Source organism: Mycobacterium sp. ENV421, assembly GCF_002887815.1.
Classification (GTDB): Bacteria; Actinomycetota; Actinomycetes; order Mycobacteriales; family Mycobacteriaceae; genus Mycobacterium.
Genome location: NZ_PDHO01000020.1, coordinates 1 through 23,185, shown reverse-complemented (window position 1 = coordinate 23,185; position 23,185 = coordinate 1). Strand labels below are relative to the sequence as shown.

Here is a 23,185-nt window from a genome sequence, read left to right as displayed (position 1 = left end):
ACAGCGGAAGGGCACCCCTTTCGGGATGCCCTTCCGTGGTGGCGCGTGTCACCGCGCCGCGCTCAGTCGCGCTGAATCACGTCGATGGTGCCGAGATTGTCGCCACCAACGGTGTATCCGAGCGAGTCGATTGTGGTGTCGCGGGCGTCACCGGGCCCGCTGGGGGCGGCGGCCGCGGGGGCGGCCAGGCCGATGACGAACGCGCTCATCGCGGTGCCCAACAGGCCCGCGACCGCGTACTTGGTCATGATGATGTGCCTCTTCTTCGTTTTCCTCTGCTGCCGGCTTTCGCCGATCAATTACAAGGAGGTAAACCGCGAGGTCAGGCATTTAATTCCGGTGGCAGCAACTGAACGACAGGTGGCAGTAATCGCGCGCTGCCGCCGACTTTTGCTGCCCGTGATCGAAAGGATCAGCAGCCGCCCTCGGCGGCGGCCTTCACCGCGATGACGACCGCGGCCTGCTGCGCCGTCGACAACTGGCCCCAGGTGCTGTTGAACGTCGCCGGGCCGGGGGCCGCGTTGCCCTGCAATTCCTTCAGGAACGGTTCGACCAACGTCTTCGGGTCGCCGCCCTTGGCTTCCATCCACGTCTTCGTCGCCATGCAGGCCTGCGCATATTGTTCTTCGGTCGATTCGGCGGGCACGTCAATCCGGGTGGTGACCCCACCCGGCGAGGTGCCAACCGTGCCCGACGGTGCGGCCGCTTCCGTCGACTGCGCCGCACTGCTCGACGGCGCCGAAGTTGTTGAGGGGGACTGCCCGCCGCCGCCCGACGAGCATGCCGTCAGCACGGCGGCCACGCCCGCGACACACGCCGCGGCGGCGGACAGGGAGCGACATCGGTAGGGGCGCATCGTTTCAATCTATGCAACACTGGCGGCCATGACGGAGCGGACCAGGTCCAGGGAGTGTTGTCGGTACTAGCCGACCCCCCGATCTGACCCTGCAACGTGCGGAAAGTTTCTCGTCATGCCGTATTCGGGCGCTGCCCTTTCACTTGCCACATTCCCGTCCATCGCACCAGCCGTCTCCGCACCCACGCGGCTGCGGTTGCCCGACCTGATGCACGCCACTGACCAGTACGCCGACGGCGTGCTGCGCGGCCAGTTCGACGGGCTGCTGCCCGCCGGTGGTCCGCCGAGCGACGAACGCTGGTTCACCCGGTTGCACGCCGACGACGAGCTCGACGTCTGGCTGATCAGCTGGGTCGCCGGCCACACCACCGAGCTACACGACCACGGCGGATCGCTGGGTGCATTGACCGTGCTCTCCGGCGCGCTGCACGAATACCGTTGGGACGGTGAGCGATTGAACCGCCGTCGCCTCGACGCCGGAGACCAGGCGGCTTTCCCTCTCGGGTGGGTGCACGACGTCGTCGGCGCCCCGGCCGTAGCCGCACCCGCCTCTGCCACACTGAGTGTGCACGCGTATTCGCCGCCACTCACGGCGATGTCGTATTACGAAGTCACCGAGCGTAATACGTTGCGCCGCACCCGCACCGAGCTGACCGATGCACCTGAGGGGAGCTGATCCGATGAGTAGCCGAATCGACCGCGTCCTGGCTGACGCCAGGGCGCGACTGAACCGGTTGCCGGCTGAGGAGATTCCGGCGGCACTGCGTCGCGGAGCCATCCTGGTCGACATTCGCCCTGCCGCACAACGCGCCGCCGAAGGCGGGACGCCGGCCGCGCTGGTGATCGAACGCAATGTGCTGGAATGGCGCTGCGATCCGACCAGCGACGCCCGGTTGCCTCAGGCGGCCGGCGATGACGTCGAGTGGGTGGTGCTGTGCTCGCAGGGGTACACCTCGAGCTTGGCCGCGGCCGCGTTGCAGGACCTCGGACTGCACCGCGCCACCGACGTCGTCGGCGGCTATCAGGCTTTGGCCGCAGCCGACGTACTCACCGAGCTGAGCGAATTCACTCCGGCGCCTTGACGATTCCGCGCAGGCGCTCGGTCTTCTCCGGCGTCCACCCCGGCGGCTGCAGGATCGACGCCCACGCGTTGACGACGTCGCGCACGTAACGGTGACCGTGCCCGTCAGGAACATCGACGGCCACCGCCATGTCAGCCGACACCTGCAGGAACGTCACGATCGGAATCCAGTACATGTCCGGCGACACGTCGTACCCGCGTGCCTCACGTAACCAATCCGGTTCGGCGAACAGCAGATTCGGGTTCCACCAGCTGATGGGGTCGGATGCGTGCTGGAGGTAGACGATCCGCGGGTAGCCCCACGGCTTGTCGGGCCGGCCCAGATTGTCGGGGCGTGCCGCGAATCGGATGTTCTGGCCGTCGTCGAAGATCGGCAGCCACATCGGGGATCCGGCGTCGCGATTGACGGTGACGTCGTCCCACATCGTGTTGTTGAACGTCGGACCGGAGAACAGCGCCCCGTCGGTGCGGGCGATGATGTTGTTCGGGCTCAGGAACGGCGCCTCGCCGCCAAAGGATCCGAGGCTCTCGCCGAACACCACGATCTTGGGCCGCTGAGCCTCAGGCATTTCGCGCAGACGTGCGTCGACCGCCTCGAACAGCGCCTGGCCGGCCTGCCGGGCGTTCTCCTTGTCGACCAGGAACGACAGCCAACTCGGCAGGAATGAGTACTGCATGCTGACGATCGCGGTGTCGCCGTTGTACATGTATTCCAGGGCAGACGCTTCGGCCTCGTTGATCCAGCCGGTGCCCGTCGTGGTCGCGACGGCGATGACCTTGCGCTTGAATCCGCCGGCGCGCTCCAACTCTCGCGCGGCCAGTTCGGCGGACGCCTTGATGCCGTTGGCGGAGTTCTTGCCCGCGTAGGCCCGGATCGGTTCGACCGCGGGGGCTCCGTTGAATTTGGTCAGTTCTTCGACGGAGGGTCCACCGGCGACGAACACGCGGCCCTGGTGGCCGAGGGTGTCCCAGGAGACCAGCGAGCCCGGGCCACCGGAGCGCAACGGGGTCTTCGGGGCCGGGTTGTCCGGATCCATCTCGTCGTTCACCGAGGCGAAAGTGCTGTTCAGGAAGCTCATCCCGCCCCTGATCACCACGCCGTTGAGTATCGCGATCGTCAGGCTCAGCAGCAGCACCACCACAACCACCGCCGAAACACGCGGTGGTGCATACCGATTCAACAGGCGGACCAGATATCTGACGAGTCTGCCGACCAGCTGGCCGATTTCGACGAACAGGAACAGCACGACCACGCCGATGATCGCGGCCTGCGGGTAGTTGTACCACTGCAGCCGCGGCACACCCATCAGGTCGCGAACGTGGTCCTGCCAGATGTGGAACCAGTAGATCGTCACGACCAGCCAGACGATTCCGACGGCGACCAGCACCGGCCAGGACCACCGCGGCGGACGCGGGCTGGACGGCCGCGACAACATGAACCGCACCAGCCACACGGCGAACACGCCCAGCCCGTAGCCGACCGAGCCGGCCGCACCGCTGACGAGGCCCTGGAACAGCGGTCCGCGCGGCAGCAGCGACGGGCTCAGGGACAGGCCGAGGAACACCAGGCCAACAGCCGTTCCGGTGAAGGTGTATCGGCGCTGCCACCAATCCGGCTTGCTCTCCGGGGCAGGCGCCGGGTCGGCGGCCTCGGTCGATTCCGACTCGGTGACGGTCACGTCAGCACCTTAGCGGTGCGTGAAGTTGGCAGGGCGCTTCTCGGTGAAGGCGGCCATCCCCTCGGTCTGGTCGTCGGTGGCGAACGCGGAGTGGAACAACCTGCGCTCGTAGAGCAGGCCTTCGGTCAGCGTGGATTCGAAGGCACGGTTGACCGCCTCCTTGGCCATCCGGGCGGCCGACCGTGACATCTGCGAGATGGTCGTCGCGACGGCTTTGGCCTCGGTGAGCAGGTCGTCGGCCGGTACCACGCGTGACACCAGGCCGCTGCGTTCAGCCTCGGCGGCGTCGATGGTGCGGCCGGTCAGGATGAGGTCCATCGCCTTGGCTTTCCCGATCGCCCGGGTCAGCCGCTGCGAGCCACCCATGCCGGGCAGCACGCCCAGTTTGATCTCGGGTTGGCCGAACTTTGCGGTGTCGGCGGCGATGAGGACGTCGCACATCATCGCCAGCTCGCAGCCGCCGCCGAGGGCGTAGCCGGCGACCGCGGCGATGGTCGGGGTGCGGACGGCGGCCAGCTTGCCCCACGCCGCGAAGAAGTCCGCGTCGAAGACCTCGGAGAACGAGAGTTCGGCCATCTCTTTGATGTCGGCACCGGCGGCGAACGCCTTCTCGTTGCCGGTGATGACGATGGCGCCGATACCCGGATCGTTGTCGAATTCGGCGGCGGCCGTGGTGACCTCGACCATCACCTGGCTGTTGAGTGCGTTGAGCGCCTTGGGGCGGTTGAGGGTGATGGTGCCGACCCGCTCGTCGCGGTCGACCAGGATGGTCTCGTAATTCACTTGTCCTCCTCGAAGGTCAGGTCCGGGTCCGCCGGCGCGAAGTACTGTTCCACATCCTGCTCGGTCACCGCGGCCAGTGACGGCGGGTTCCACGTCGGATTGCGATCTTTGTCGATGATCTGCGCGCGGATTCCTTCGACGAAGTCGTGGGAGTCCAGCGACGCCGACGACACCCGGTACTCCTGAACCAGAACGTCTTCCAGGGTGTCGAGCTCGGCGGCGCGACGCACCGACGCCAGCGCGACGGACGCCGCGATGGGGGAGCGGGACGCGATGAGGTCGCCGGCTTTCCTGGCGTCCTCGTCGTCGTGGCCGCGCAAGGCGGCGATGATGTCGGCGACGGTCTCGCCGGCATAGCATTCGTCAATCCAATGCTGTTGGGATAGAAGGTGACTGGCCGGCGGTTCGGTGGCGAACGCCTGAACGGCGGCGTCCACGCCGTCGGCGACGATCGCTTCGACGAATCCCTGGAGTTGCACATGAGGGACGTAGTGGTCGGCGAATCCGAGCGCGATGGCGTCGGCCCCGGAGAACGGCGCGCCGGACAGGGCGGCGTGCAGGCCGAGTTGACCGGGAGCCCGCGACAACAGATAGGTGCCGCCGACGTCGGGGACGAAGCCGATCCCGACCTCGGGCATGGCGACCTTGGAGGTGTCGGTGACCACGCGGACGCTACCGTGCGCGGCGACGCCGACACCGCCGCCCATCACGATGCCGTCCATGATCGCCACGAAGGGCTTGGGGTAGCGACCGATCTGGGCGTTGAGGCGGTACTCGTCGAGCCAGAAGCGGCGAGCGTCGGAACCGTCGCCGCGGGCGCTGTGATAGATCGCCACCACGTCGCCGCCGGCGCACAGGCCGCGTTCCCCCTCGCCGGCGAGGAGTACCGCGCGGACATCGTCGTCGTGCTCCCAGTCGGTGAGCGCCGTCGCGATGATCGTGACCATCGTGTGGGTCAGCGAGTTGATGGCCTTCGGGCGATTGAGCGTCAGGAAGCCGACGCCGCCGTCGACCCGGGTCAAGACTTCGTCGGATTCAGCCGTCACGGCAGAGCGGTCCTTTCCGTCCATCAAATTGGTTGGATGTCCTAGTTTTTGGAAAAGGCAAAAGTACCAGTTGGCAAAAGATCGTCACCCGCCGGATGCCGCTCACAGGTAAGGTCAGGCTTCGTAGCGCCGGACACGCCGGGAAGAACGTTGTGGACTTCCTGGGAACTGGTTCCGGCAGCCGTTCGTTGACGGTGTGTTACGCGACTTCCAGGAGAGGATTCCGACGGTGCGGGAGACCAGCAACCCGGTATTTCGTTCGCTGCCCAAGCAGCAGGGCGGATACGCACAATTCGGCACCGGTGTAGCCGGTGCCCAGCAGGTGGCTTACCAGGCCGATCCATACGCGGGCGCCTACCAGCCGCAAACCGGCGTCTCGCGGCCGATGACGATCGACGACGTCGTCACCAAGACCGGCATCACCCTCGGTGTGCTGTCCGTCGTGGCGGTCATCTCCTACTTCCTGGTCTCGGCCAACCTGGCCCTGGCCATGCCGTTCACCCTGATCGGTGGGCTCGGCGGCCTGGTCCTGGTGCTGATCGCGACCTTCGGTCGTAAGCAGGACAACCCGGCCATCGTTCTGAGCTACGCCGCACTCGAGGGCCTCTTCGTCGGCGCGGTGTCGTTCATCTTCGCCAACGTGGTGGTGTCCGGCGCCAACGCCGGTGTGCTGATCAGCCAAGCGGTGCTCGGCACCATCGGCGTGTTCTTCGGCATGCTCGTCGTCTACAAGACCGGCGCCATCCGGGTCACCCCCAAGTTCACCCGCATGATCGTCGCGGCCATGGTCGGCGTGCTGGTGCTGCTCCTGGGCAACTTCGTACTGGCGATGTTCGGGGTCGGCGGCGGCGAGGGCCTCGGCCTGCGCAGCGGCGGCCCGGTGGCCATCATGTTCTCGCTGTTCGTGATCGCGCTGGCGGCGTTCAGCTTCCTGATCGACTTCGACGCTGCCGACCAGATGATCCGCGCCGGTGCGCCGGAGAAGGCGGCCTGGGGCGTGGCCCTCGGCCTGACCGTGACGCTGGTCTGGCTGTACATCGAGATCCTGCGGCTGCTCAGCTACTTCCAACAGCGCTAGCCGCTTCACCGTGCAAAGCCCCGGCCTGACGGCCGGGGCTTTGTTTTTTGCGGGGTCGACCATCGAGGCAGACCTCACGGCGCTGAAAAGTGCTCTTTCGTTGCACTCAGTTCTGCCTCGATGAGCTGTGGATGGATGAACACAGCGATGGCGGGTCACCGCGATCCTGTCCGAGTGCAGCGGGTGTTCATCGGGAGCGACGCGATCGCTGCGGGCGAGCTGACGCGGTATCAACTCCGGGCCCACTGCCGACGCATATTTCCGGACGTGTACGCGTACGGAATTGGTGAACTGTCGGTTCGTGACCGGGCAGTCGCGGCTGTTCTGTGGTCTCGGGGTCGTGCGGTCGTCACCGGTTTGGCGGCGTCTGCAGTGCACGGAGCGAAGTGGATCGATTCATCGATACCGATCGAACTCGCCTATCCGAACAACAAGGCGCCAGCAGGGATCATCAGCCGCGCCGAGACGCTGTTCGACGACGAGGTGCACCCGATACCGGGTCTACCGGTTACCACTTTGGCGCGCACCGCGTTCGACCTTGCACGGCGGGGGACGGTGGGCGAAGCTGTGGCCCGAGTCGACGCGCTCGCGAACGCCACCCGGTTGAACGTCGACGACGTACTGGAGCTGCTGCCGCGTCATCCCAATATGCGAGGTGTACGCCGAGTGCCCGCGGTCCTCGACCTCGCCGACGCCGGATCGCAATCCCCGCGAGAGACCTGGTTGCGGCTGCTGCTGATGGCCGCTGGATTTCCGCGTCCCGAGACCCAGATCCCGGTGCTCAGGGATGACGGCCGGTCGCGCTACTTCCTGGACATGGGGTGGCGCGATGTGATGGTCGCGGTCGAGTACGACGGCGAGCAGCATCGCCTGGACCGCGGTATCTATCGCAACGATCGGACCCGATCGGAATTCATCGCCGACATGGGGTGGCGCCGGATCCGAGTGGTCGCCGGCGACCGAACTGCCGACATCATCGAACGGACCAGGCGCGCATGGTCATCGAGTCAGACCCCAGGGCGATGAAGTGGTACCGATCGTCGCTCTGAGGTCTGACTCGATGGCTGCAAGTTACGAGAGGCGCTCGATCACCATGGCCATACCCTGGCCACCGCCGACGCACATCGTCTCGATGCCGAACGTCTTGTCGTAGGTCTGCAGGTTGTTCAGCAGCGTGGCGGTGATCCGCGCGCCGGTCATGCCGAACGGATGCCCCAGCGCGATCGCGCCACCGGAGACGTTCAGCTTGTCCTCGTCCATGCCGAGCGCCCGCGCCGAGCCGAGCACCTGGACCGCGAACGCCTCGTTGATCTCGTAGAGGTCGATGTCGCCGATCGTCATGTTCGCGTGTGCGAGAGCCTTTTTCACGGCCTCGATCGGGCCGAGGCCCATGATCTCCGGCGACAGGCCGGACACGCCCGTCGACACGATGCGCGCCAGCGGGGTCAGCCCCAGCTCCTTGGCCTTGGTGTCGGACATGATGACCAGCGCGGCCGCGCCGTCGTTCAGCGGACAGGCATTGCCCGCGGTGATCGTGCCGTTGGGCCGGAACACCGGCTTGAGCTGGCTGATCTTCTCGTAGGTGGTGCCGGCGCGCGGTCCGTCGTCCTTGGACACGACCGTGCCGTCGGGCAGCGTGACCGGCACGATCTCGCGCTCGAAGAAGCCACTGTTGATGGCTTCCTCGGCCTTGTTCTGCGAACGGACGCCCCAGTGGTCCTGGTCTTCACGGCTGACGCCGGTGAACAGCGCCACGTTCTCGGCGGTCTGACCCATCGCGATGTACACGTCGGGAAGCAGGCCGTCCTCGCGCGGGTCGTGCCACTCGTCGGCGCCGGCGGTGGCTGCCTCCGAACGCGCCATCGCATCCGCGAACAGCGAGTTCTTGGTGTCCGGCCAGCCGTCGGCGTTGCCCTTGCCGAAGCGCGACACCGTCTCGACGCCGGCCGAGATGAATGCGTCGCCCTCGCCGGCCTTGATCGCGTGGAACGCCATCCGGGTGGTCTGCAGCGACGACGAGCAGTACCGGTTGACCGTGGTGCCCGGCATGAAGTCGTACCCCAGCTCGACGGCGACGGCGCGGCCGATGTTGAAGCCCGACTCACCGCCGGGCTGACCGCAGCCCATGATCAGGTCGTCGATGTCGTGCGGATCCAGCGAGGGCACCTTGTCCAAAGCGGCGCGCACCATCTGCGCGGCCAGATCGTCGGGACGGATGTCGACCAGCGACCCCTTCATCGCGCGCCCGATCGGCGAGCGGGCAGTGGAAACGATGACAGCTTCGGGCATGACGGCTCCTCGTGAGGTGTGCAGCTTGAGTGCAGCGAGACTGCACACGAACCTAGCTCGCGGTCATCACGATCGGTGCGGGGACCCCGGTTGTTCTGCGGCGCAGCAGCTGCGCCAGCGGCCCCAGCCGGTCGGTGAGCGCCCGCACCTCCGACTTGGTAGCCCACGGCAGGTCGGGCACGGTGACACCGGTCCACTCGCCGAGGGCATGGCACAGAGCGGGCATCAGTTGGTTGGCGGCCAACGCATATCCCGCCGCCGACGGGTGGTAGCGGTCCTCGGAGAACATCACCTCGGGTGCCTGCCGGAAGTTCGGCGCCAGCAGGTCGGCCAGCGGCACCGGGACTCCGCCTGCGGCGCGCACCGCAGCGGCTTGCACGCGGGCCAGCCGTAGACCGCGGTTACGGGCCGTCCATCGCAGCGGTTGGGGGATGTCTTTGATGACCCCGAAATCCGGGCACGTCCCGACCACCACCACCGCACCGGAGGCGCGCAGCCGCTGCACGGCCGCGCCGAGCCGGCGCGCCGAGGGGCTGATGCCGTTGAGTGCGGTGATGTCGTTGGCGCCGATCATGATCACCGCCGCATCGGGTGGCGGGCCGGCCACGAACATCGCGTCGACCTGACCGGACAGCCCCTTGGACGTCGCACCCACGATCGCCTTGGTCGACAGCCGGATGAGCTTGCCGGACTCCTCGGCGAGGCCGCGGGCGAGTAGCACGCCGGGCACCTCGTCGGCGCTGCGACAGCCGTAGCCGGTGGCCGTCGAGTCGCCGAACACCATCAGATGGAGGTCGAACTCCATCCCGCGTTCCCAGCGCTGGACGGGACCGCCGCCCGGGGCGTAGATGCCGTCCGCCCGCGGTGGGACGTCCCAGGACTTCGGAATCACATTGCGGACCTGGTCCGCCTGACCCGTGAGCAAACTGCGCGCACCCAGGACGGCGGTTCCGGTCGAGGCCAGAACCCCCGCCGCTGCCAGCGCGGCCGTTGACTTCCGCCGAGCGCGTATCCCCACGAGCCCAGTTTAGGTGCTGCTCGGGCGTCAATTCGGGGCGCAACAGTGGCCCCGCGATTACAGACAGGTATCAGATCCGGTAAGAAATCAGATCGTTAGTTGTTATAGGTAAGGCAGATGGCAAAGCTAAGTTACCGGGCTTCGCTCGAGTGTCCGGAACACGTATCTACATTGGCGTAGGGAGTGTTGACAATGACCGCACCCAGCAAGGTCCGGGCTGCTGCCCCCCATCATGTTCACGCTGGTAGCGGTCGCCCGCGCCGGTACCCGGTCAGCGATGGCGCGCCGGTCGAGGTCGTCGAGAGCGGCCCGAGTGTCGCCGCGCGGCTGGTCTCGATGGGCACCCGCGCCACCATGTGGCCCACATTGGCGGTGCTCAGCCACGTGCCGCACTGGCCATGGCCCTTCGGGCTGGTCGACTTTGTCGCCCGCGCGCTGCTGCCCACCCCGGGCACGGTTCGGGCCACGGTCGGTTTGCCGAACGCCTCGGCGCAACTGGTCCGGGCGCCCGGCGTCCTGCCTGCCGACGGCAACCGCCGCATCGTGCTCTACATGCACGGCGGCGCCTTCCTCACCTGCGGGGTGAACTCGCACAGCCGCATCTCGGTCGCGCTGTCGAAGTTCGCGGACTCGCCGGTGCTGGTGGTCGACTACCGGCTCATCCCGAAGCACACGATCGGCAACGCCGTCGATGACTGCTTCGACGCCTACCAGTGGCTGCGGACCCGCGGCTACGAGCCCGACCAGATCGTGCTGGCCGGCGACTCCGCCGGCGGCTATCTGGCCCTGACTCTGGCGCAGCGGCTGCAGGCCCTTGGCGAGGAGCCCGCCGCCCTGGTGGCCATCTCGCCGCTGCTGCAGCTCGACCACGAGCAGAAGGTGGCCCACCCGAACATGCGCACCGATGCGATGTTCCCGCCCAAGGCGTTCGACGCCCTCGTCGCCCTGGTCGCCCGGGCTGCGGCCAAGAACATCGTCGACGGTGAGCCCGAAGGGGTCTACGAGCCGCTCGACCACATCGAGCCGGGCCTTCCGCGCACGCTGATTCATGTGTCCGGATCAGAGGTTCTGCTGCACGACGCCCGGCTGGCTGCGCGCCGGCTCGCCGCCGCCGGTGTGCCGACCGAGGTGCGGGTCTGGCCGGGTCAGATCCACGACTTCCAGCTCGCCGCGCCGCTCATCCCGGAAGCGAAACGCTCACTGCGTCAGATCGGCGAGTACATCCGCGAAGCCACCGGCTAGCCGCGCGGATTCGCCGCCTGACACGATGTAGGCATGCGAATCGCGTCGCACATCAGCGAGCTGATCGGGCACACCCCACTGGTCCAACTGAACTCCGTCGTGCCGGAAGGCGCAGGCGTGGTCGCGGCCAAGATCGAGTACCTCAATCCCGGCGGCAGCGCCAAGGACCGCATCGCCGTGAAGATGATCGACGCCGCCGAGGCCAGCGGCGAGTTGAAGCCCGGCGGGACGATCGTCGAACCCACCTCCGGCAACACCGGCGTCGGGCTGGCCCTGGTCGCGCAGCGACGCGGCTACAAGTGCATCTTCGTCTGTCCCGACAAGGTCAGCGAGGACAAGCGCAATGTGTTGCGCGCCTACGGCGCCGAGGTCGTCGTCTGCCCGACGGCCGTCGCGCCTGACGACCCGGACAGCTACTACAGCGTGTCCAACCGGCTGGTCACCGAGATCGAGGGCGCCTGGAAGCCCGACCAGTACTCCAACCCGATGGGCCCGGCCAGCCACTACGAAACCACCGGCCCGGAGATCTGGGCCGACACCGAGGGCAAGGTCACGCATTTCGTGGCCGGCGTCGGCACCGGCGGGACGATCACCGGCGCCGGGCGCTATCTCAAGGAGGTGTCCGGCGGCACGGTGAAGGTGATCGGCGCCGACCCGGAGGGCTCGGTGTACTCCGGTGGCACCGGACGGCCCTATTTGGTCGAGGGTGTCGGCGAAGACTTCTGGCCGGCCGCCTACGACCCGGCCGTGCCCGACGAGATCATCGCGGTCTCGGATGCGGATTCGTTCGACATGACCCGACGGCTGGCCCGCGAAGAAGCGCTGCTGGTCGGCGGCTCCTGCGGGATGGCGGTGGTCGCCGCGCTCAAGGTGGCGCAGGAGGCCGGCCCGGATTCGGTGGTCGTCGTGCTGTTGCCCGACGGCGGCCGCGGGTATCTGTCGAAGATCTTCAACGACGGGTGGATGTCGTCGTACGGATTCCTGCGGACCCGCCTGGACGGTTCGGTGGTCGAGCCGACGGTCGGCGATGTGCTGCGCGGCAAGTCCGGTGCGCTGCCCGACCTGGTGCATACCCATCCGTCGGAGACCGTCCGCGACGCCATCGGCATCCTGCGTGAGTACGGCGTCTCACAGATGCCGGTCGTCGGCGCCGAGCCCCCGGTGATGGCGGGCGAAGTGGCGGGCAGCGTCTCCGAGCGAGAACTGCTGTCCGCGGTGTTCGAGGGCCGAGCCAAGCTCGCCGACGCGGTGGCGGTGCACATGAGCCCACCGCTGCCTCTCATCGGTGCGGGAGAACTGGTCAGCGCGGCGGCAAAGTCGTTGGGGGAGCGGGACGCATTGATGGTCGTCGAGGAGGGCAAGCCGGTCGGCGTCATCACTCGCCACGATCTGCTCGGCTTCCTGTCCGACGGGCCCCGCCGACGCTGAAGTAGTTTCTCGGGCAAATTCTTTGGGCGGCGCATTGCGCCCAGATGAAGATTGCGCTTTGCCGCGATACGCAGGTACTTCTCAGGTACATTTAGGCCGCTTTATCCCAGGTGATCACCGTCGAAGTGGAAGGCGCCATGACCGAACAACCGCCAGGCCCCCCGCCGGGGAGCTACCCGTCGCCGCCTCCGGGGAACTATCCGCCGCCACCCGCCGGTAACTATCCGCCGCCGCCACCGCCTCAGGGCGGTTACGCGCCGCCCCCGCCGGGCGCCGCCTTCGGTGGTCCGCCCATGCCCGGTCAGCCCGTTCCCCAGCTGCCGCAGAGCGCCTACACGTCGTGGTTCACCCGCGTCGTCGCGTGGCTGATCGACTACATCCCGGCCTACATCATCTTGGGCATCGGCTACGGCGTCGTGATCGCCACCACGGACACCGAATGCGTCACCGACACATCGCAGTACGAGACCGCTGACTACTGCGCGACAGGCACCTCCACCATCGGCACGCTGGCTCTGGTCGTCGCAGGCCTGATCGCGATCGCGTTCGTGGTCTGGAACCTCGGCTACCGCCAGGGCACCACCGGGTCGAGCATCGGCAAATCCGTGATGAAGTTCAAGGTGGTCAGCGAAAAGACCGGACTGCCAATCGGTTTCGGACTGTCTTTCGTCCGCGAGATCCTGTACCTGGTGGCTTCCTACCTCTGCCTCGGCATCGTGTGGTTGATCGCCGTGCTGTTCCCGCTGTGGGACAGCAAGCGCCAGACCCTGGCCGACAAAATCATGACCACCGTCTGCCTCCCTCTGTAGACAAGGACTTCCGATGACGCAACCGCCCCCTCCGCCCGGTAACTACCCGCCCCCTCCGCCGGGGAACTATCCGCCGCCCCCTCCGCCGGGGAATTACCCGCCCCCTCCGCCGGGGAACTATCCGCCGCCGCCCCCGCCCGGTGCCGGCGTGCTGTCGAAGGAGGCATACACCCCGTGGATCAAACGGGTCGGCGCCTTCATCATCGACACCCTCCCGATCGCGACCTGTCCGGAGTCGGGCAGGGGTTGTCGTTCGCCACCGGCGAGAACAACTGCACCTCGAGCAGCGTCGACAACAGCTACGGCGTGTACTGCACCTCGCAGCCGTCCACGCTGGGCCTGATCCTGTCGTTCGTGTTCGGGCTCGCGAGCTTGGCGTTCTGGGTCTGGAATTACGGCTACCGCCAGGGCACCACCGGGTCGAGCATCGGCAAGTCGGTGCTGAAGTTCAAGGTGATCAGCGAAAAGACCGGGCAGCCGATCGGTTTCGGCCTGTCGATCGTGCGCCAGATCGCCCACTTCGTCGACGCGATCATCTGCTACATCGGCTACCTGTTCCCGTTGTGGGACGCCAAGCGGCAGACGCTCGCCGACAAAATCATGACGACGGTGTGTGTGCCGCTCTGAGCATGTGAGCCGATAGGCTCGCTCGTGATGAGTGAGCAGCGCAGCGCAGCCGACCGGCACCGGGCACAGGGGTTCGCGACCAGGGCCATCCATGCCGGATACCGTCCCGATCCCGCGACCGGTGCGGTCAACGCGCCGATCTATGCCAGCAGCACCTTCGCGCAGGATGGCGTCGGCGGCCTGCGCGGTGGCTTCGAGTACGCCCGCACGGGAAACCCGACGCGCGCCGCGCTGGAGGCAGTGCTCGCCGCGGTGGAGGACGGCACCTTCGGGCGCGCGTTCAGTTCGGGCATGGCCGCCACCGACTGCGCATTGCGGGCGGTGCTGCGTCCCGGCGATCACGTGGTCATCCCCGACGACGCCTACGGCGGCACCTTCCGGCTGATCGACAAGGTGTTCACCCAGTGGGGGGTTCAGCACACGCCGGTGGCGCTGTCCGACCTCGACGCGGTACGCGCGGCGATCACCGCCACCACCAAGCTGATCTGGGTTGAGACGCCCACCAATCCGCTGCTGTCGATCGCCGACGTTGCCGCGATCGCCCAGATCGCTGCGGTCGGCGGGCAGAAGGTGCTGGTGGACAACACGTTCGCCTCACCGGCGCTGCAGCAGCCGCTCAATCTCGGTGCCGACATCGTGCTGCATTCGACGACGAAGTATATCGGCGGGCACTCCGACGTGGTCGGTGGCGCGCTGGTCACCAATGACGAGGAACTGGACACCAAGTTCGCGTTCCTGCAGAACGGCGCGGGCGCGGTACCCGGCCCGTTCGACGCGTATCTGACGATGCGCGGTCTGAAGACCCTGGAGCTGCGGATGCAGCGGCACAGCGCGAATGCCGCCAAGGTGGCCGAATTCCTGGCTGAACACGATGCAGTGAGTCAGGTGCTCTATCCGGGCCTGCCCTCGCATCCCGGCCACGAGGTGGCGGCACGGCAGATGAGCGGATTCGGTGGCATGGTGTCGGTTCGGATGCGCGACGGCATCGAAGCCGCACGCCGGTTATGTTCGCGCACCGAGGTTTTCATTCTCGCCGAGTCGCTGGGCGGGGTCGAGTCACTGATCGAACACCCCGGTGCCATGACGCACGCGTCGACCGCCGGATCGCAACTCGAGGTACCCGACGACCTGGTTCGCCTCTCGGTCGGAATCGAAGACCCGGCAGATCTGCTCGGCGACCTCGAGCAAGCCCTAAACTAGCGCCGACCGCACCGTGGCGGTGGTCACCGCCAGATTGACTTCCGCCAAGTTGGCGTCGTCAACCCATGTGCCGCTGGCGATCTCGCTGGCTCGATCGCAGACCCAGTGCCAGCCACGGTCGTTGAGGCTCAGAACCGCGCCCAGTGCGCCGACGGTATGCAGCAGCGAGATGATCGTCGCCGTTGCCGGGTCAGGGCGCTTGCCGTCGAACAGGGTGGACAGCAGAGCGGACCGGGCCCGATCCACCCGCGCCCGGCCGGCCAGCGGCCAGGCATAGGTATTTCTGCGAAACCGATTCTGCGACAACGCAATCTGATGAATCTGGCCGGTGCGCAGCAGCTGATCGATCACGCGGTCCTCGATCTGCTTGCGCAGCCTGGCGATCGCCGCGCCGGCGGTGATCGGTGCTTCCTGCAGCAGTGCCAGCGCCGGCCGCGCAACAGGATCCAGCGGTGGCGGCCCCATCAACACGACAAGTCGATCGGGCGGCACGGGTTCACCTGGTATCGCAGGCCGGATCCGGCAGTCGTAGGCCAGGTCCAGCAGCACGGCGGCGGCCAGCAGCCTCTGCAGCTGGGACTGCTCGACGGCGGGCTGCGCCGCGGCATTGTCGAGCAGCAGCAGAAGAAGGTCTTCGGCGATGCGCGCCACGCGCGGGAAAGGCTACGAGTGGTACGGCTCGGCGCTGACCAGCGTGACCTTCACGGTCTTGCCGCTCGGCACCGCGTATTCGCGGGTGTCGCCGACCTTGGCGTTGAGCAGCGCGCCGCCCAGCGGGGAGTTCGGCGAGTAGACCTCGAGCTTGTCGTGGTCGATGCCCTCCTGGCGGGTGGCGATCAGGAAGGTCTCGGTATCTGACTCGTCGCCGTCGTAGTAGACCTTGACCACCGAGCCGGGGAGCGCCACGCCGGACTGCTTGGGCGCCTCGCCCACCTTGGCGGTGTTCAGCAGCTCCTGCAGCTGGCGGATGCGGGCCTCCTGCTGGCCCTGCTCTTCGCGCGCGGCGTGGTAGCCGCCGTTCTCGCGCAGGTCGCCCTCTTCGCGACGGTCGTTGATCTCGGCAGCGATGACCGGACGGTTGGCGATCAACTGATCCAGCTCGGTCTTGAGGCGGTCGTACGACTCCTGGGTCAGCCAGGTCACCTGGGTATCGGTCATCTCGCTGCGCTCCTCATTCGTTGGTTACGCGATGTTCGCGTTGCAGTCTGTCGTCGCTGCCGGGAACATGCGGATGGTTCCGCGTGTATTGCCATCGAAGAGCTGCGATCAAACGCGCTAATGAAGCAATACACGGCTCCCAGCAGGAACCGTGTATCGCACAAGTCTACCACCGCGAGGACAGGCAGCCTTCATGCTTTCGCAGTTCGCTGTTGGTCGTTCCGTCGCCGGTCAGGGCGCGACGAGGTATCCGGGAACGTCAGTTCCGCAGCCGTAAATATCGCCGACGAATGGTCGTTTGTATGACTTCACAAATGTAGTGACCTGCACCGTTGGCGCCTGCGACGGAGGCACCAGAATTTCGCGCCTGCCGGTCTCATCGCCGTCATGAGAACGAACTCGGACAATGCAATGCACGGGCCGGGACGGGTCCTTTCGGGTCACGCTGATCGTCACCGAGACGGTGTGGTCATCGGTGACTTGATACGCCGCGATCGAGCCCTCGACATCGTTGCCCTCGAAGCGCTGGTAAGCGATCAGAGCGAGCACCAGACCGGCCGCCAACACCAGCACACCCAGCGCGAACGCCACCCGGCGCCGGGTGGTCGCCGGCAGGCGGGTACGTCCGTAACGCTCCTGCAGGAGCGGCGGCGGGCTGTCGGTCATGAGTGTGCGGCGAGTCTCTCGTCAGCGGGCTTCGATTACGGGTATCCACGCCCGAGTGGAACTATTGGACTATAGGGCGTGCTGTCGCTGTTACATCAGCACGTAAGGCCCAGGGAAAGCCCAAGACGAGACAGTGAGTACAGGGGAGACGTGACCGAACTGCGGCTGATGGCTGTGCACGCCCATCCGGACGACGAGTCCAGTAAGGGCGCGGCAACCGTTGCCCGGTACGCCGCCGAAGGCCACCGGGTCATGGTGGTGACTCTGACCGGCGGCGAACGTGGCGACATTCTGAACCCGGCGATGGACCTACCCGAGGTGCGCGACCGCATCGCCGACATCCGGCGTGACGAGATGGCCCGCGCCGCCGAGATCCTCGGGGTCGAACACCACTGGCTGGGGTTCGAGGACTCCGGGCTGCCGGAGGGTGATCCACTGCCGCCGCTGCCCGACGGCTGCTTCGCGTTGGTGCCGCTGGAACAGCCGGTCGGTGAATTGGTGAAGCTGATCCGTGAGTTCCGTCCGCACGTGATGACCACCTACGACGAGAACGGTGGCTATCCGCATCCGGATCACATTCGCTGCCACCAGGTTTCGGTGGCCGCCTACGAAGCCGCGGCCGACTACCGGCTGTATCCCGATGCCGGGGAACCCTGGGCGGTCAGCAAGCTCTACTACAACCACGGCTTCCTGCGGGCGCGCCTGCAGCTGCTGCAGGACGAGTTCGCCAAGCACGGCCAGGAAGGCCCGTTCGCCAGCTGGCTGGCGAAGTGGGATCCCGAGATCGACATCTTCGCCGGGCGGGTGACCACCCGGGTGCTGTGCTCGGAGTATTTCAACCAGCGCGACGAGGCCCTCAAGGCGCACGCGACCCAGATCGACCCCGACGGATTCTTTTTCGCGACGCCCATAGAGTGGCAGCAGCGGTTGTGGCCCACCGAGGAGTTCGAACTGGCTCGTTCGCGGGTGCCCGCCACATTGCCTGAAGACGACCTGTTCACCGGAATCGAGATCTTCGAGTGAGAGACCTGTTCACCACGGCCGTGATGGTGCTGGCTGATCCGCCCAAGAACACCGGGCCGGATTTCGGCAAGGCCAGCCCGTTCGGCCTGCTGATCGTCGTCATCCTGCTGATCTGCGTCTTCGTCCTGGTCTGGTCGATGAACCGGCACCTCAAGAAGCTGCCCCAGAGTTTCGATGAGCAGCCGGTCGACGGCGAAGCCATCGGCGCGACGACAACCGACGACTCCGCAGGCACCGAGCGCGAGACCAAGACACCCCCGCATGAGCCAGGCGGCTAACACGCTCGGCAGCGCGACCAGCCCATATCTGCGTCAGCACGCCGACAACCCGGTCCACTGGCAGCAGTGGACCCCCGAGGCACTGGCCGAGGCTGCGCGTCGGGATGTGCCGATCCTGCTGTCGGTGGGGTATGCGGCCTGCCACTGGTGCCATGTGATGGCCCACGAGTCCTTCGAGTCCGAGGACGTCGCGGCGGTGGCGAATGCGCATTTCGTCTGCATCAAGGTCGACCGCGAGGAGCGGCCGGACCTCGACGCGGTGTACATGAACGCGACGGTGGCGATGACCGGCCAGGGCGGCTGGCCGATGACCTGCTTTCTGACCCCCGACGGCCGGCCGTTCTTCTGCGGCACCTACTACCCGAAGCCGCAGTTCCTGCAGCTGTTGGACGCGGTATCCGAGACCTGGCAGACGCGCCGCGATGAGGTCGAAGAGGCGTCCGATCAGGTGGCCGGGGAGCTGCGACGAATGGCCACCGGGCTGCCCGACGGCCCGGAGATCGAGCCCGCGTTATGCGACCACGCCGTCCTGGCGATCCTGCGCGACGAGGACGTCGAGCGTGGCGGCTTCGGCCGGGCCCCCAAGTTTCCGCCGTCGGCGTTGTTGGAAGCGCTATTGCGGGCCTTCGAGCGCACCGGCTCGCCGCTGCCCCTGGACGCTGTCGTCCGCACCGGCACCGCGATGGCTCGCGGCGGCATCTACGACCAGCTGGCCGGCGGGTTCGCGCGGTACAGCGTCGACGCCGACTGGGTGGTGCCGCACTTCGAGAAGATGCTCTACGACAACGCCCTGCTGCTGCGGGGGTACGCGCACTGGGGCAGGCGCACGGGTGACCCGCTGGCGTTGCGAATCGCGGCCGAGACCGCCGGTTTTCTGCTCAACGATCTCGCCGACGGCGGCATGTTCATCTCGGCATTGGACGCCGACGCCGCGGGTGTCGAAGGCTCGACGTATGTATGGACGCCCGCACAGTTGCACGAGGTGCTCGGTGATTATGACGGTGCTTGGGCGGCAAGCCTTTTCGCGGTCACTGATGTTGGCACTTTCGAGCACGGGTGCTCGGTGCCGCAGCTGCCCGCCGATCCCGACGACGCGCAGCGTTTCGAGCGCGTCCGGCAAGCACTGCTGGCGGCCCGCTCGACGCGGGTGCAGCCTGCGCGCGACGACAAGATCGTCACGGCATGGAACGGCTTGACCATCACCGCCCTCGCCGAAGCCAGTGTGGCCCTTGATGTTCCGCCGCTGCTAACCGCGGCGTCGCGGTGTGCGCGGGCCCTGCTGGACCTGCACATCGTCGACGGCAGGCTGCGGCGGGCGAGCCTCGGCGGGGTGGTGGGCGACAGCGCGGGCATCCTCGAGGATCACGCCGCGCTGGCCACCGGCTTGCTGACGCTCTACCAGCTCACCGGTGAAGCGGCGTGGCTGGCGAGCGCCACCGATCTGCTCGACATCGCGCTGCGGCACTTCGCTGACCCGGATCGTCCGGGCCGCTGGTTCGACACCGCGGACGATGCCGAGCAGCTGATGGTCCGTCCCGCCGACGCGTTGGACAACGCCACGCCCGCGGGTGCCTCGCTGATCGCCGAGGCCCTGCTGATCGCCGCGCATCTGGCCGACGCCGATCGCGCGGCGCGCTACGGGCAGGCCGCCGAGGCCACCTTGTCGGCGCATTCGGCACTGCTGGCCCGTGCGCCGAGATCGGCCGGTCACTGGCTGGCCGTCGCCGAGGCGGCCGTGCGCGGTCCGCTGCAGGTGGCTGTCGCCAGCGACGGACCTGACTCTGAATTGCTTTCCGCCGCCCGACAATTGGCACCCGGTGGCGCCATTGTCGTCGGTGGGACCGTCAACTCCTCGGCGCTGCTGGAAGGCCGCGACCGGATCGGTGGAATCGACGCTGCCTACGTGTGTCGCGGCCGGACCTGTGACCTGCCGGTGACAGGAGCCCGGGAACTCGCCGACGCGCTGGGTGTGTCCGTGTAGCGTTTGCGGCCATGAGCGATGCCCTCGATCTCGAAGCCCTGGTCAACCGTTACCTGAGCACCGTCGCCGCGGGCAAAGCGGCCGACGTCGCGGCGCTGTACGCCGAGGACGCCACGCTGGAGGATCCGGTCGGCTGCGGCGAAGTCCACATCGGCCGGCAGGCGATCGAGGGCTTTTACAAGAACGTCGAAGGCGCCGAGGTGAAATCGGAGCTGCTGTCGTTCCGCGCCGGTGGTACCGAGGCGGCATTCATGTTCGCCCTCACGGTCGCGGGCGCTATGCGGATCGAGGTCATCGAGGTGATGGCGTTCAACGGCGACGGCGAGATCACGTCGATGAAGGCCTACTGGGGCCCGGAGAACGTCACCCAGCTCTAGCCAATCCCCGGGTCGCTTCGCTCCTGCCCGCCGGGCGCTAGAAGACCGCGAACCACATCGCGATGTAGTGGCAGATCGCCGCTACCGCGGTGCAGGCGTGGAAGAACTCGTGGTGGCCGAACGTGGTCGGCCACGGGTTGGGCCACTTCAATCCGTAGAGCACCCCGCCCACGCTGTACAACAACCCGCCGACGACCAGCAGCACCATGGCGGCGATCCCGGCGCCGTTCATGATCGGGACGATGAACCACACCGCCACCCAGCCCAGCAGCAGATAGAGCGGTACGCCCACCCACCGCGGTGCCGACGGCCAGAAGCACTTCAGGAGCACACCGGCCAGCGCGCCGCTCCACACGATGGTCAGCAGGATCGCGCCGCTCTTCTCGGGCAGCGCCAACATCGCGAACGGCGTGTAGCTGCCGGCGATGAAGATGAAGATCATCGAGTGGTCGAGCCGCTTCATCCACTTGCGTGCGCTCGGCGACGTCCAGTTCACCCGGTGATACGTGCCGCTGACGGTGAACATCGCCACGATCGTCAGCGTGTAGATCAGCGTCGAGATGCCGGCCCTGGTCGATTCCGCCGACCACGACACCGACACCAGGGCAGCACCGGCAATCGCCGCGATGACGGCGGCATAGACGTGAATCCAGCCTCGCAGCCGTGGTTTTCCGAAGAACTCGACAGCGGCGTCGACGACGGCCTCGGGGAAGTCCTCCGCGTCGGACGACGCGGATCGGCGGGGATCGGTGGTGCCGACTCCTGCGGTCATCTCACCTCCATTGCGCCAGGGGCTACCTGTCGCTCACAGTAGTCTGGATTGTCGTGGAGATCATTCCCCCGCGCCTCAAGGACCCGGCCTACCGGCTCTACGAGATGCGGCTGCGCCAGGAGCTGGCGCGCTCCAAGTCCCAGCTACCCCGCCACATCGCCGTCCTGTGCGACGGCAACCGGCGTTGGGCTCGTGATGCTGGTCACGACGACGTCGCCTACGGCTATCGGATGGGCGCGGCCAAGATCGCCGAAATGTTGCGCTGGTGCGCCGAATCCGGCATCGAGATGGCCACGGTCTACCTGTTGTCCACCGAGAATTTGCAGCGCGATCCGCAGGAATTGTCGGAGCTGATCGAGATCATCACCGACGTCGTCGAACAGATCTGTGCACCGGCCAACCGCTGGAGTGTGCGGACCGTCGGCGATTTGGAACTGCTCGGCGAGGAGCCTGCGCGACGGCTGCGCGACGCCGTGGACAGCACCGCGCCGCTGGCGTCGACGGCGGCGTTCCACGTCAATGTCGCCGTCGGTTACGGCGGCCGGCAGGAGATCGTCGACGCTGTGCGTGCGCTGCTGAGCAAGCAGCTGGCCAACGGCGCCAGCCCGGAACAGCTGATCGAGTCCGTCACGATCGACGGCATCTCGGAGAATCTCTACACCTCGGGGCAGCCCGATCCCGACCTGGTGATCCGGACGTCGGGGGAGCAGCGGCTGTCCGGTTTTCTGTTGTGGCAGAGCGCCTATTCGGAGATGTGGTTCACCGAGGCGCACTGGCCGGCGTTCCGCCGGGTGGACTTCCTGCGCGCATTGCGCGCCTACAGCCGCAGACATCGTCGATTCGGCATGTGATGGCCGTGTCGGTGCAAGGCGAATTTGCAGTGCCCGAGTCGTGAATAGACTCCCGGCCGACGCTGGCACCCCTTGAATGAGCTCGGTCACCGCCTCGCATAAGATACGCCGCAGTCTTGGATGACCACCGCATGGCGCGACCGCACCTGCGACCACACTGCTGAGCTTCAGCGAAGACATATCGGAAAGAGGGGGTGCGCGATGCAGGTGATCACATTCGCAGCCGCACGTGAGGCCAGCTTGGAAGAGACCGGCGGAGTCATCGCGGAGGGTTTCCCGATGACCAGTTGCTTCGTAGGCAACTTTCCCGCCCAGATCACCATCTCCGTAATTCTCGCCGTCTATACCAGCGGTGGGAGCGAATACGAGCCGTGCCGCTATATCGTCGCAAAATCGCCGAGTGGAGAGCGGGTCGGATCTCTGAAGTCGACGTGGAATTGGCCTGACAAACCGGGCAGCCCGTTTAAATTCCGCGTCTTCGCGCACAGGCTACCCATCTCGGTGCCTTCATCGGGTGTCTACACCATTGGACTGTACGAAGATCCCGACGGCATCGAGTCCGAAGCTGCTTTTCCGTTGCCAGTGCTGAAATTGAATCCGCTCACCGGTGGTCCGTCGGCATAGCTGGACCCTGCCAGCAGGCTGGCTGTAGTCGAGTGATCGGGTAAGTCTTCGAGTATGCTGCGGCGGCGTGCATGTTGTGGAACCGCAGCCGGGTGGAACGCGCCCGCAGCTCCTCCTCACATCGAGCCAACACGCCCGCTACCGAGGTCCTGGCTGATTCGCCTATAACTTGCGCAGCCGCAGCCGGTTGATCGCGTGATCGGCATCCTTGCGCAGCACCAGCGTTGCCCGCGGGCGGGTCGGCAGGATGTTCTCGATCAGGTTCCTGACTTGGCTCACTTTTCGGACGCGGAGTTGATCGCGACTCGTTGACCTGGGG

The 23,185-nt window shown here is 66.7% G+C and carries 25 protein-coding genes and 2 pseudogenes; 15 read left to right on the top strand and 12 right to left on the bottom strand.

Annotated features, from left to right (window positions below; genetic code table 11):
* Positions 1–62 precede the first annotated feature (62 nt).
* Together CRM90_RS20860 and lpqV are read right to left on the bottom strand one after the other, a co-directional pair.
* Entirely contained in the window at positions 63–248 is a 186-nt protein-coding gene (locus CRM90_RS20860; RefSeq protein WP_102808844.1) for a hypothetical protein, read from the bottom strand.
* A gap of 164 nt (positions 249–412) precedes the next feature.
* Positions 413–856 (bottom strand): lipoprotein LpqV, encoded by a 444-nt coding sequence (lpqV, locus tag CRM90_RS20855; RefSeq protein ID WP_102808843.1) that lies wholly within the window; start codon positions 854–856, stop codon positions 413–415.
* Between the two features lie 115 nt (positions 857–971).
* Between lpqV and CRM90_RS20850 the strand changes: the two genes are divergently transcribed.
* Both CRM90_RS20850 and CRM90_RS20845 read left to right on the top strand, forming a co-directional pair.
* Positions 972–1,532, top strand: coding sequence for a cupin domain-containing protein (locus CRM90_RS20850; protein WP_102808842.1), 561 nt, complete (start codon positions 972–974; stop codon positions 1,530–1,532).
* Positions 1,533–1,536: 4 nt separating this feature from the next.
* Positions 1,537–1,938, top strand: a complete 402-nt coding sequence (locus tag CRM90_RS20845) for a rhodanese-like domain-containing protein (protein WP_102808841.1) — start codon at positions 1,537–1,539, stop codon at positions 1,936–1,938.
* Here CRM90_RS20845 and CRM90_RS20840 read toward each other — a convergent pair.
* Genes CRM90_RS20840 through CRM90_RS20830 form a run of 3 tightly spaced genes read right to left on the bottom strand, consistent with a single transcriptional unit; the run spans position 1,922 to position 5,445 of the window.
* Positions 1,922–3,616 carry an alpha/beta hydrolase gene (locus CRM90_RS20840; protein WP_102808840.1) on the bottom strand — a complete coding sequence of 565 codons (1,695 nt, stop codon included), beginning with the start codon at positions 3,614–3,616 and terminating at the stop codon, positions 1,922–1,924. The two genes, CRM90_RS20845 and CRM90_RS20840, sit on opposite strands and share 17 nt — an antisense overlap.
* A 9-nt stretch (positions 3,617–3,625) precedes the next feature.
* On the bottom strand, positions 3,626–4,399 hold the full coding sequence (locus tag CRM90_RS20835) for an enoyl-CoA hydratase (protein WP_102808839.1): 774 nt from the start codon (positions 4,397–4,399) through the stop codon (positions 3,626–3,628).
* The gene (locus tag CRM90_RS20830) at positions 4,396–5,445 is read right to left on the bottom strand and encodes an enoyl-CoA hydratase/isomerase family protein (protein WP_102808838.1); all 1,050 of its coding nucleotides are present in this window, start codon (positions 5,443–5,445) and stop codon (positions 4,396–4,398) included. The genes CRM90_RS20835 and CRM90_RS20830 overlap by 4 nt, the downstream gene beginning before the upstream one ends.
* A 229-nt stretch (positions 5,446–5,674) precedes the next feature.
* On the opposite strand from CRM90_RS20830, the gene CRM90_RS20825 reads away from it, so the two are divergent.
* Both CRM90_RS20825 and CRM90_RS20820 read left to right on the top strand, forming a co-directional pair.
* Positions 5,675–6,523, top strand: a complete 849-nt coding sequence (locus CRM90_RS20825; protein WP_102808913.1) for a Bax inhibitor-1/YccA family protein — start codon at positions 5,675–5,677, stop codon at positions 6,521–6,523.
* Between the two features lie 135 nt (positions 6,524–6,658).
* Positions 6,659–7,549 carry a hypothetical protein gene (locus tag CRM90_RS20820; RefSeq protein WP_233209426.1) on the top strand — a complete coding sequence of 297 codons (891 nt, stop codon included), beginning with the start codon at positions 6,659–6,661 and terminating at the stop codon, positions 7,547–7,549.
* 45 nt (positions 7,550–7,594) lie between these two features.
* Here CRM90_RS20820 and CRM90_RS20815 read toward each other — a convergent pair whose 3' ends face one another.
* Together CRM90_RS20815 and CRM90_RS20810 are read right to left on the bottom strand one after the other, a co-directional pair.
* Positions 7,595–8,812: an acetyl-CoA C-acetyltransferase gene (locus tag CRM90_RS20815; RefSeq protein ID WP_102808837.1), complete on the bottom strand. Its 1,218-nt coding sequence runs from the start codon at positions 8,810–8,812 to the stop codon at positions 7,595–7,597.
* 52 nt (positions 8,813–8,864) lie between these two features.
* Positions 8,865–9,830, bottom strand: coding sequence for an SGNH/GDSL hydrolase family protein (locus CRM90_RS20810; protein WP_102808836.1), 966 nt, complete (start codon positions 9,828–9,830; stop codon positions 8,865–8,867).
* A gap of 192 nt (positions 9,831–10,022) precedes the next feature.
* On the opposite strand from CRM90_RS20810, the gene CRM90_RS20805 reads away from it, so the two are divergent.
* The 5 genes and pseudogenes from CRM90_RS20805 (at position 10,023) to CRM90_RS20785 (ending at position 15,136) form a co-directional block, all read left to right on the top strand.
* Positions 10,023–11,072, top strand: a complete 1,050-nt coding sequence (locus tag CRM90_RS20805; protein WP_102808835.1) for an alpha/beta hydrolase — start codon at positions 10,023–10,025, stop codon at positions 11,070–11,072.
* Between the two features lie 33 nt (positions 11,073–11,105).
* Positions 11,106–12,500, top strand: a complete 1,395-nt coding sequence (locus CRM90_RS20800) for a cystathionine beta-synthase (RefSeq protein WP_102808834.1) — start codon at positions 11,106–11,108, stop codon at positions 12,498–12,500.
* 137 nt (positions 12,501–12,637) lie between these two features.
* Positions 12,638–13,309 (top strand): RDD family protein, encoded by a 672-nt coding sequence (locus CRM90_RS20795; RefSeq protein ID WP_102808911.1) that lies wholly within the window; start codon positions 12,638–12,640, stop codon positions 13,307–13,309.
* Positions 13,310–13,322: 13 nt separating this feature from the next.
* Positions 13,323–13,936 (top strand): annotated as a pseudogene (locus CRM90_RS20790) (RDD family protein).
* Positions 13,937–13,963: 27 nt separating this feature from the next.
* The gene (locus CRM90_RS20785) at positions 13,964–15,136 is read left to right on the top strand and encodes a cystathionine gamma-synthase (RefSeq protein WP_102808833.1); all 1,173 of its coding nucleotides are present in this window, start codon (positions 13,964–13,966) and stop codon (positions 15,134–15,136) included.
* Here the strand turns inward: CRM90_RS20785 and CRM90_RS20780 are convergent.
* The 3 genes from CRM90_RS20780 to CRM90_RS20770 all read right to left on the bottom strand — a co-directional run bounded on the left by CRM90_RS20780 (position 15,128) and on the right by CRM90_RS20770 (position 16,960).
* Positions 15,128–15,787, bottom strand: a complete 660-nt coding sequence (locus CRM90_RS20780; protein ID WP_102808832.1) for a GPP34 family phosphoprotein — start codon at positions 15,785–15,787, stop codon at positions 15,128–15,130. The genes CRM90_RS20785 and CRM90_RS20780 overlap by 9 nt on opposite strands.
* Before the next feature lie 12 nt (positions 15,788–15,799).
* Complete coding sequence (greA, locus tag CRM90_RS20775) at positions 15,800–16,294, bottom strand: transcription elongation factor GreA (RefSeq protein ID WP_071950063.1); 495 nt, start codon at positions 16,292–16,294, stop codon at positions 15,800–15,802.
* 231 nt (positions 16,295–16,525) lie between these two features.
* On the bottom strand, positions 16,526–16,960 hold the full coding sequence (locus CRM90_RS20770) for a DUF4307 domain-containing protein (RefSeq protein ID WP_102808831.1): 435 nt from the start codon (positions 16,958–16,960) through the stop codon (positions 16,526–16,528).
* 150 nt (positions 16,961–17,110) lie between these two features.
* Here CRM90_RS20770 and mca point away from each other — a divergent pair, with 150 nt between their 5' ends.
* The 4 genes from mca to CRM90_RS20750 are packed head-to-tail and all read left to right on the top strand — an operon-like array spanning position 17,111 to position 20,619.
* A complete protein-coding gene (gene mca, locus CRM90_RS20765) occupies positions 17,111–17,983 on the top strand; it encodes a mycothiol conjugate amidase Mca (RefSeq protein WP_102808830.1) in 873 nt (290 codons plus the stop codon).
* Between the two features lie 23 nt (positions 17,984–18,006).
* A complete protein-coding gene (locus CRM90_RS20760) occupies positions 18,007–18,261 on the top strand; it encodes a hypothetical protein (protein WP_102808910.1) in 255 nt (84 codons plus the stop codon).
* Positions 18,245–20,242, top strand: coding sequence for a thioredoxin domain-containing protein (locus CRM90_RS20755; RefSeq protein ID WP_102808829.1), 1,998 nt, complete (start codon positions 18,245–18,247; stop codon positions 20,240–20,242). Before CRM90_RS20760 ends, CRM90_RS20755 begins: the two co-directional genes overlap by 17 nt.
* Before the next feature lie 11 nt (positions 20,243–20,253).
* Positions 20,254–20,619 carry a nuclear transport factor 2 family protein gene (locus CRM90_RS20750; RefSeq protein ID WP_102808828.1) on the top strand — a complete coding sequence of 122 codons (366 nt, stop codon included), beginning with the start codon at positions 20,254–20,256 and terminating at the stop codon, positions 20,617–20,619.
* A gap of 37 nt (positions 20,620–20,656) precedes the next feature.
* On the opposite strand, the gene trhA is transcribed toward CRM90_RS20750, so the two are convergent.
* Positions 20,657–21,391 (bottom strand): PAQR family membrane homeostasis protein TrhA, encoded by a 735-nt coding sequence (gene trhA / locus CRM90_RS20745; RefSeq protein WP_102808827.1) that lies wholly within the window; start codon positions 21,389–21,391, stop codon positions 20,657–20,659.
* A 53-nt stretch (positions 21,392–21,444) separates the two neighbouring features.
* Between trhA and CRM90_RS20740 the strand changes: the two genes are divergently transcribed.
* On the top strand, positions 21,445–22,242 hold the full coding sequence (locus tag CRM90_RS20740) for a (2Z,6E)-farnesyl diphosphate synthase (RefSeq protein ID WP_036343654.1): 798 nt from the start codon (positions 21,445–21,447) through the stop codon (positions 22,240–22,242).
* Between the two features lie 120 nt (positions 22,243–22,362).
* Positions 22,363–22,866, top strand: coding sequence for a hypothetical protein (locus CRM90_RS20735; protein WP_233209425.1), 504 nt, complete (start codon positions 22,363–22,365; stop codon positions 22,864–22,866).
* A gap of 162 nt (positions 22,867–23,028) precedes the next feature.
* Here the strand turns inward: CRM90_RS20735 and CRM90_RS31030 are convergent.
* A pseudogene (locus CRM90_RS31030) lies at positions 23,029–23,185 on the bottom strand (hypothetical protein); the annotation flags it as partial.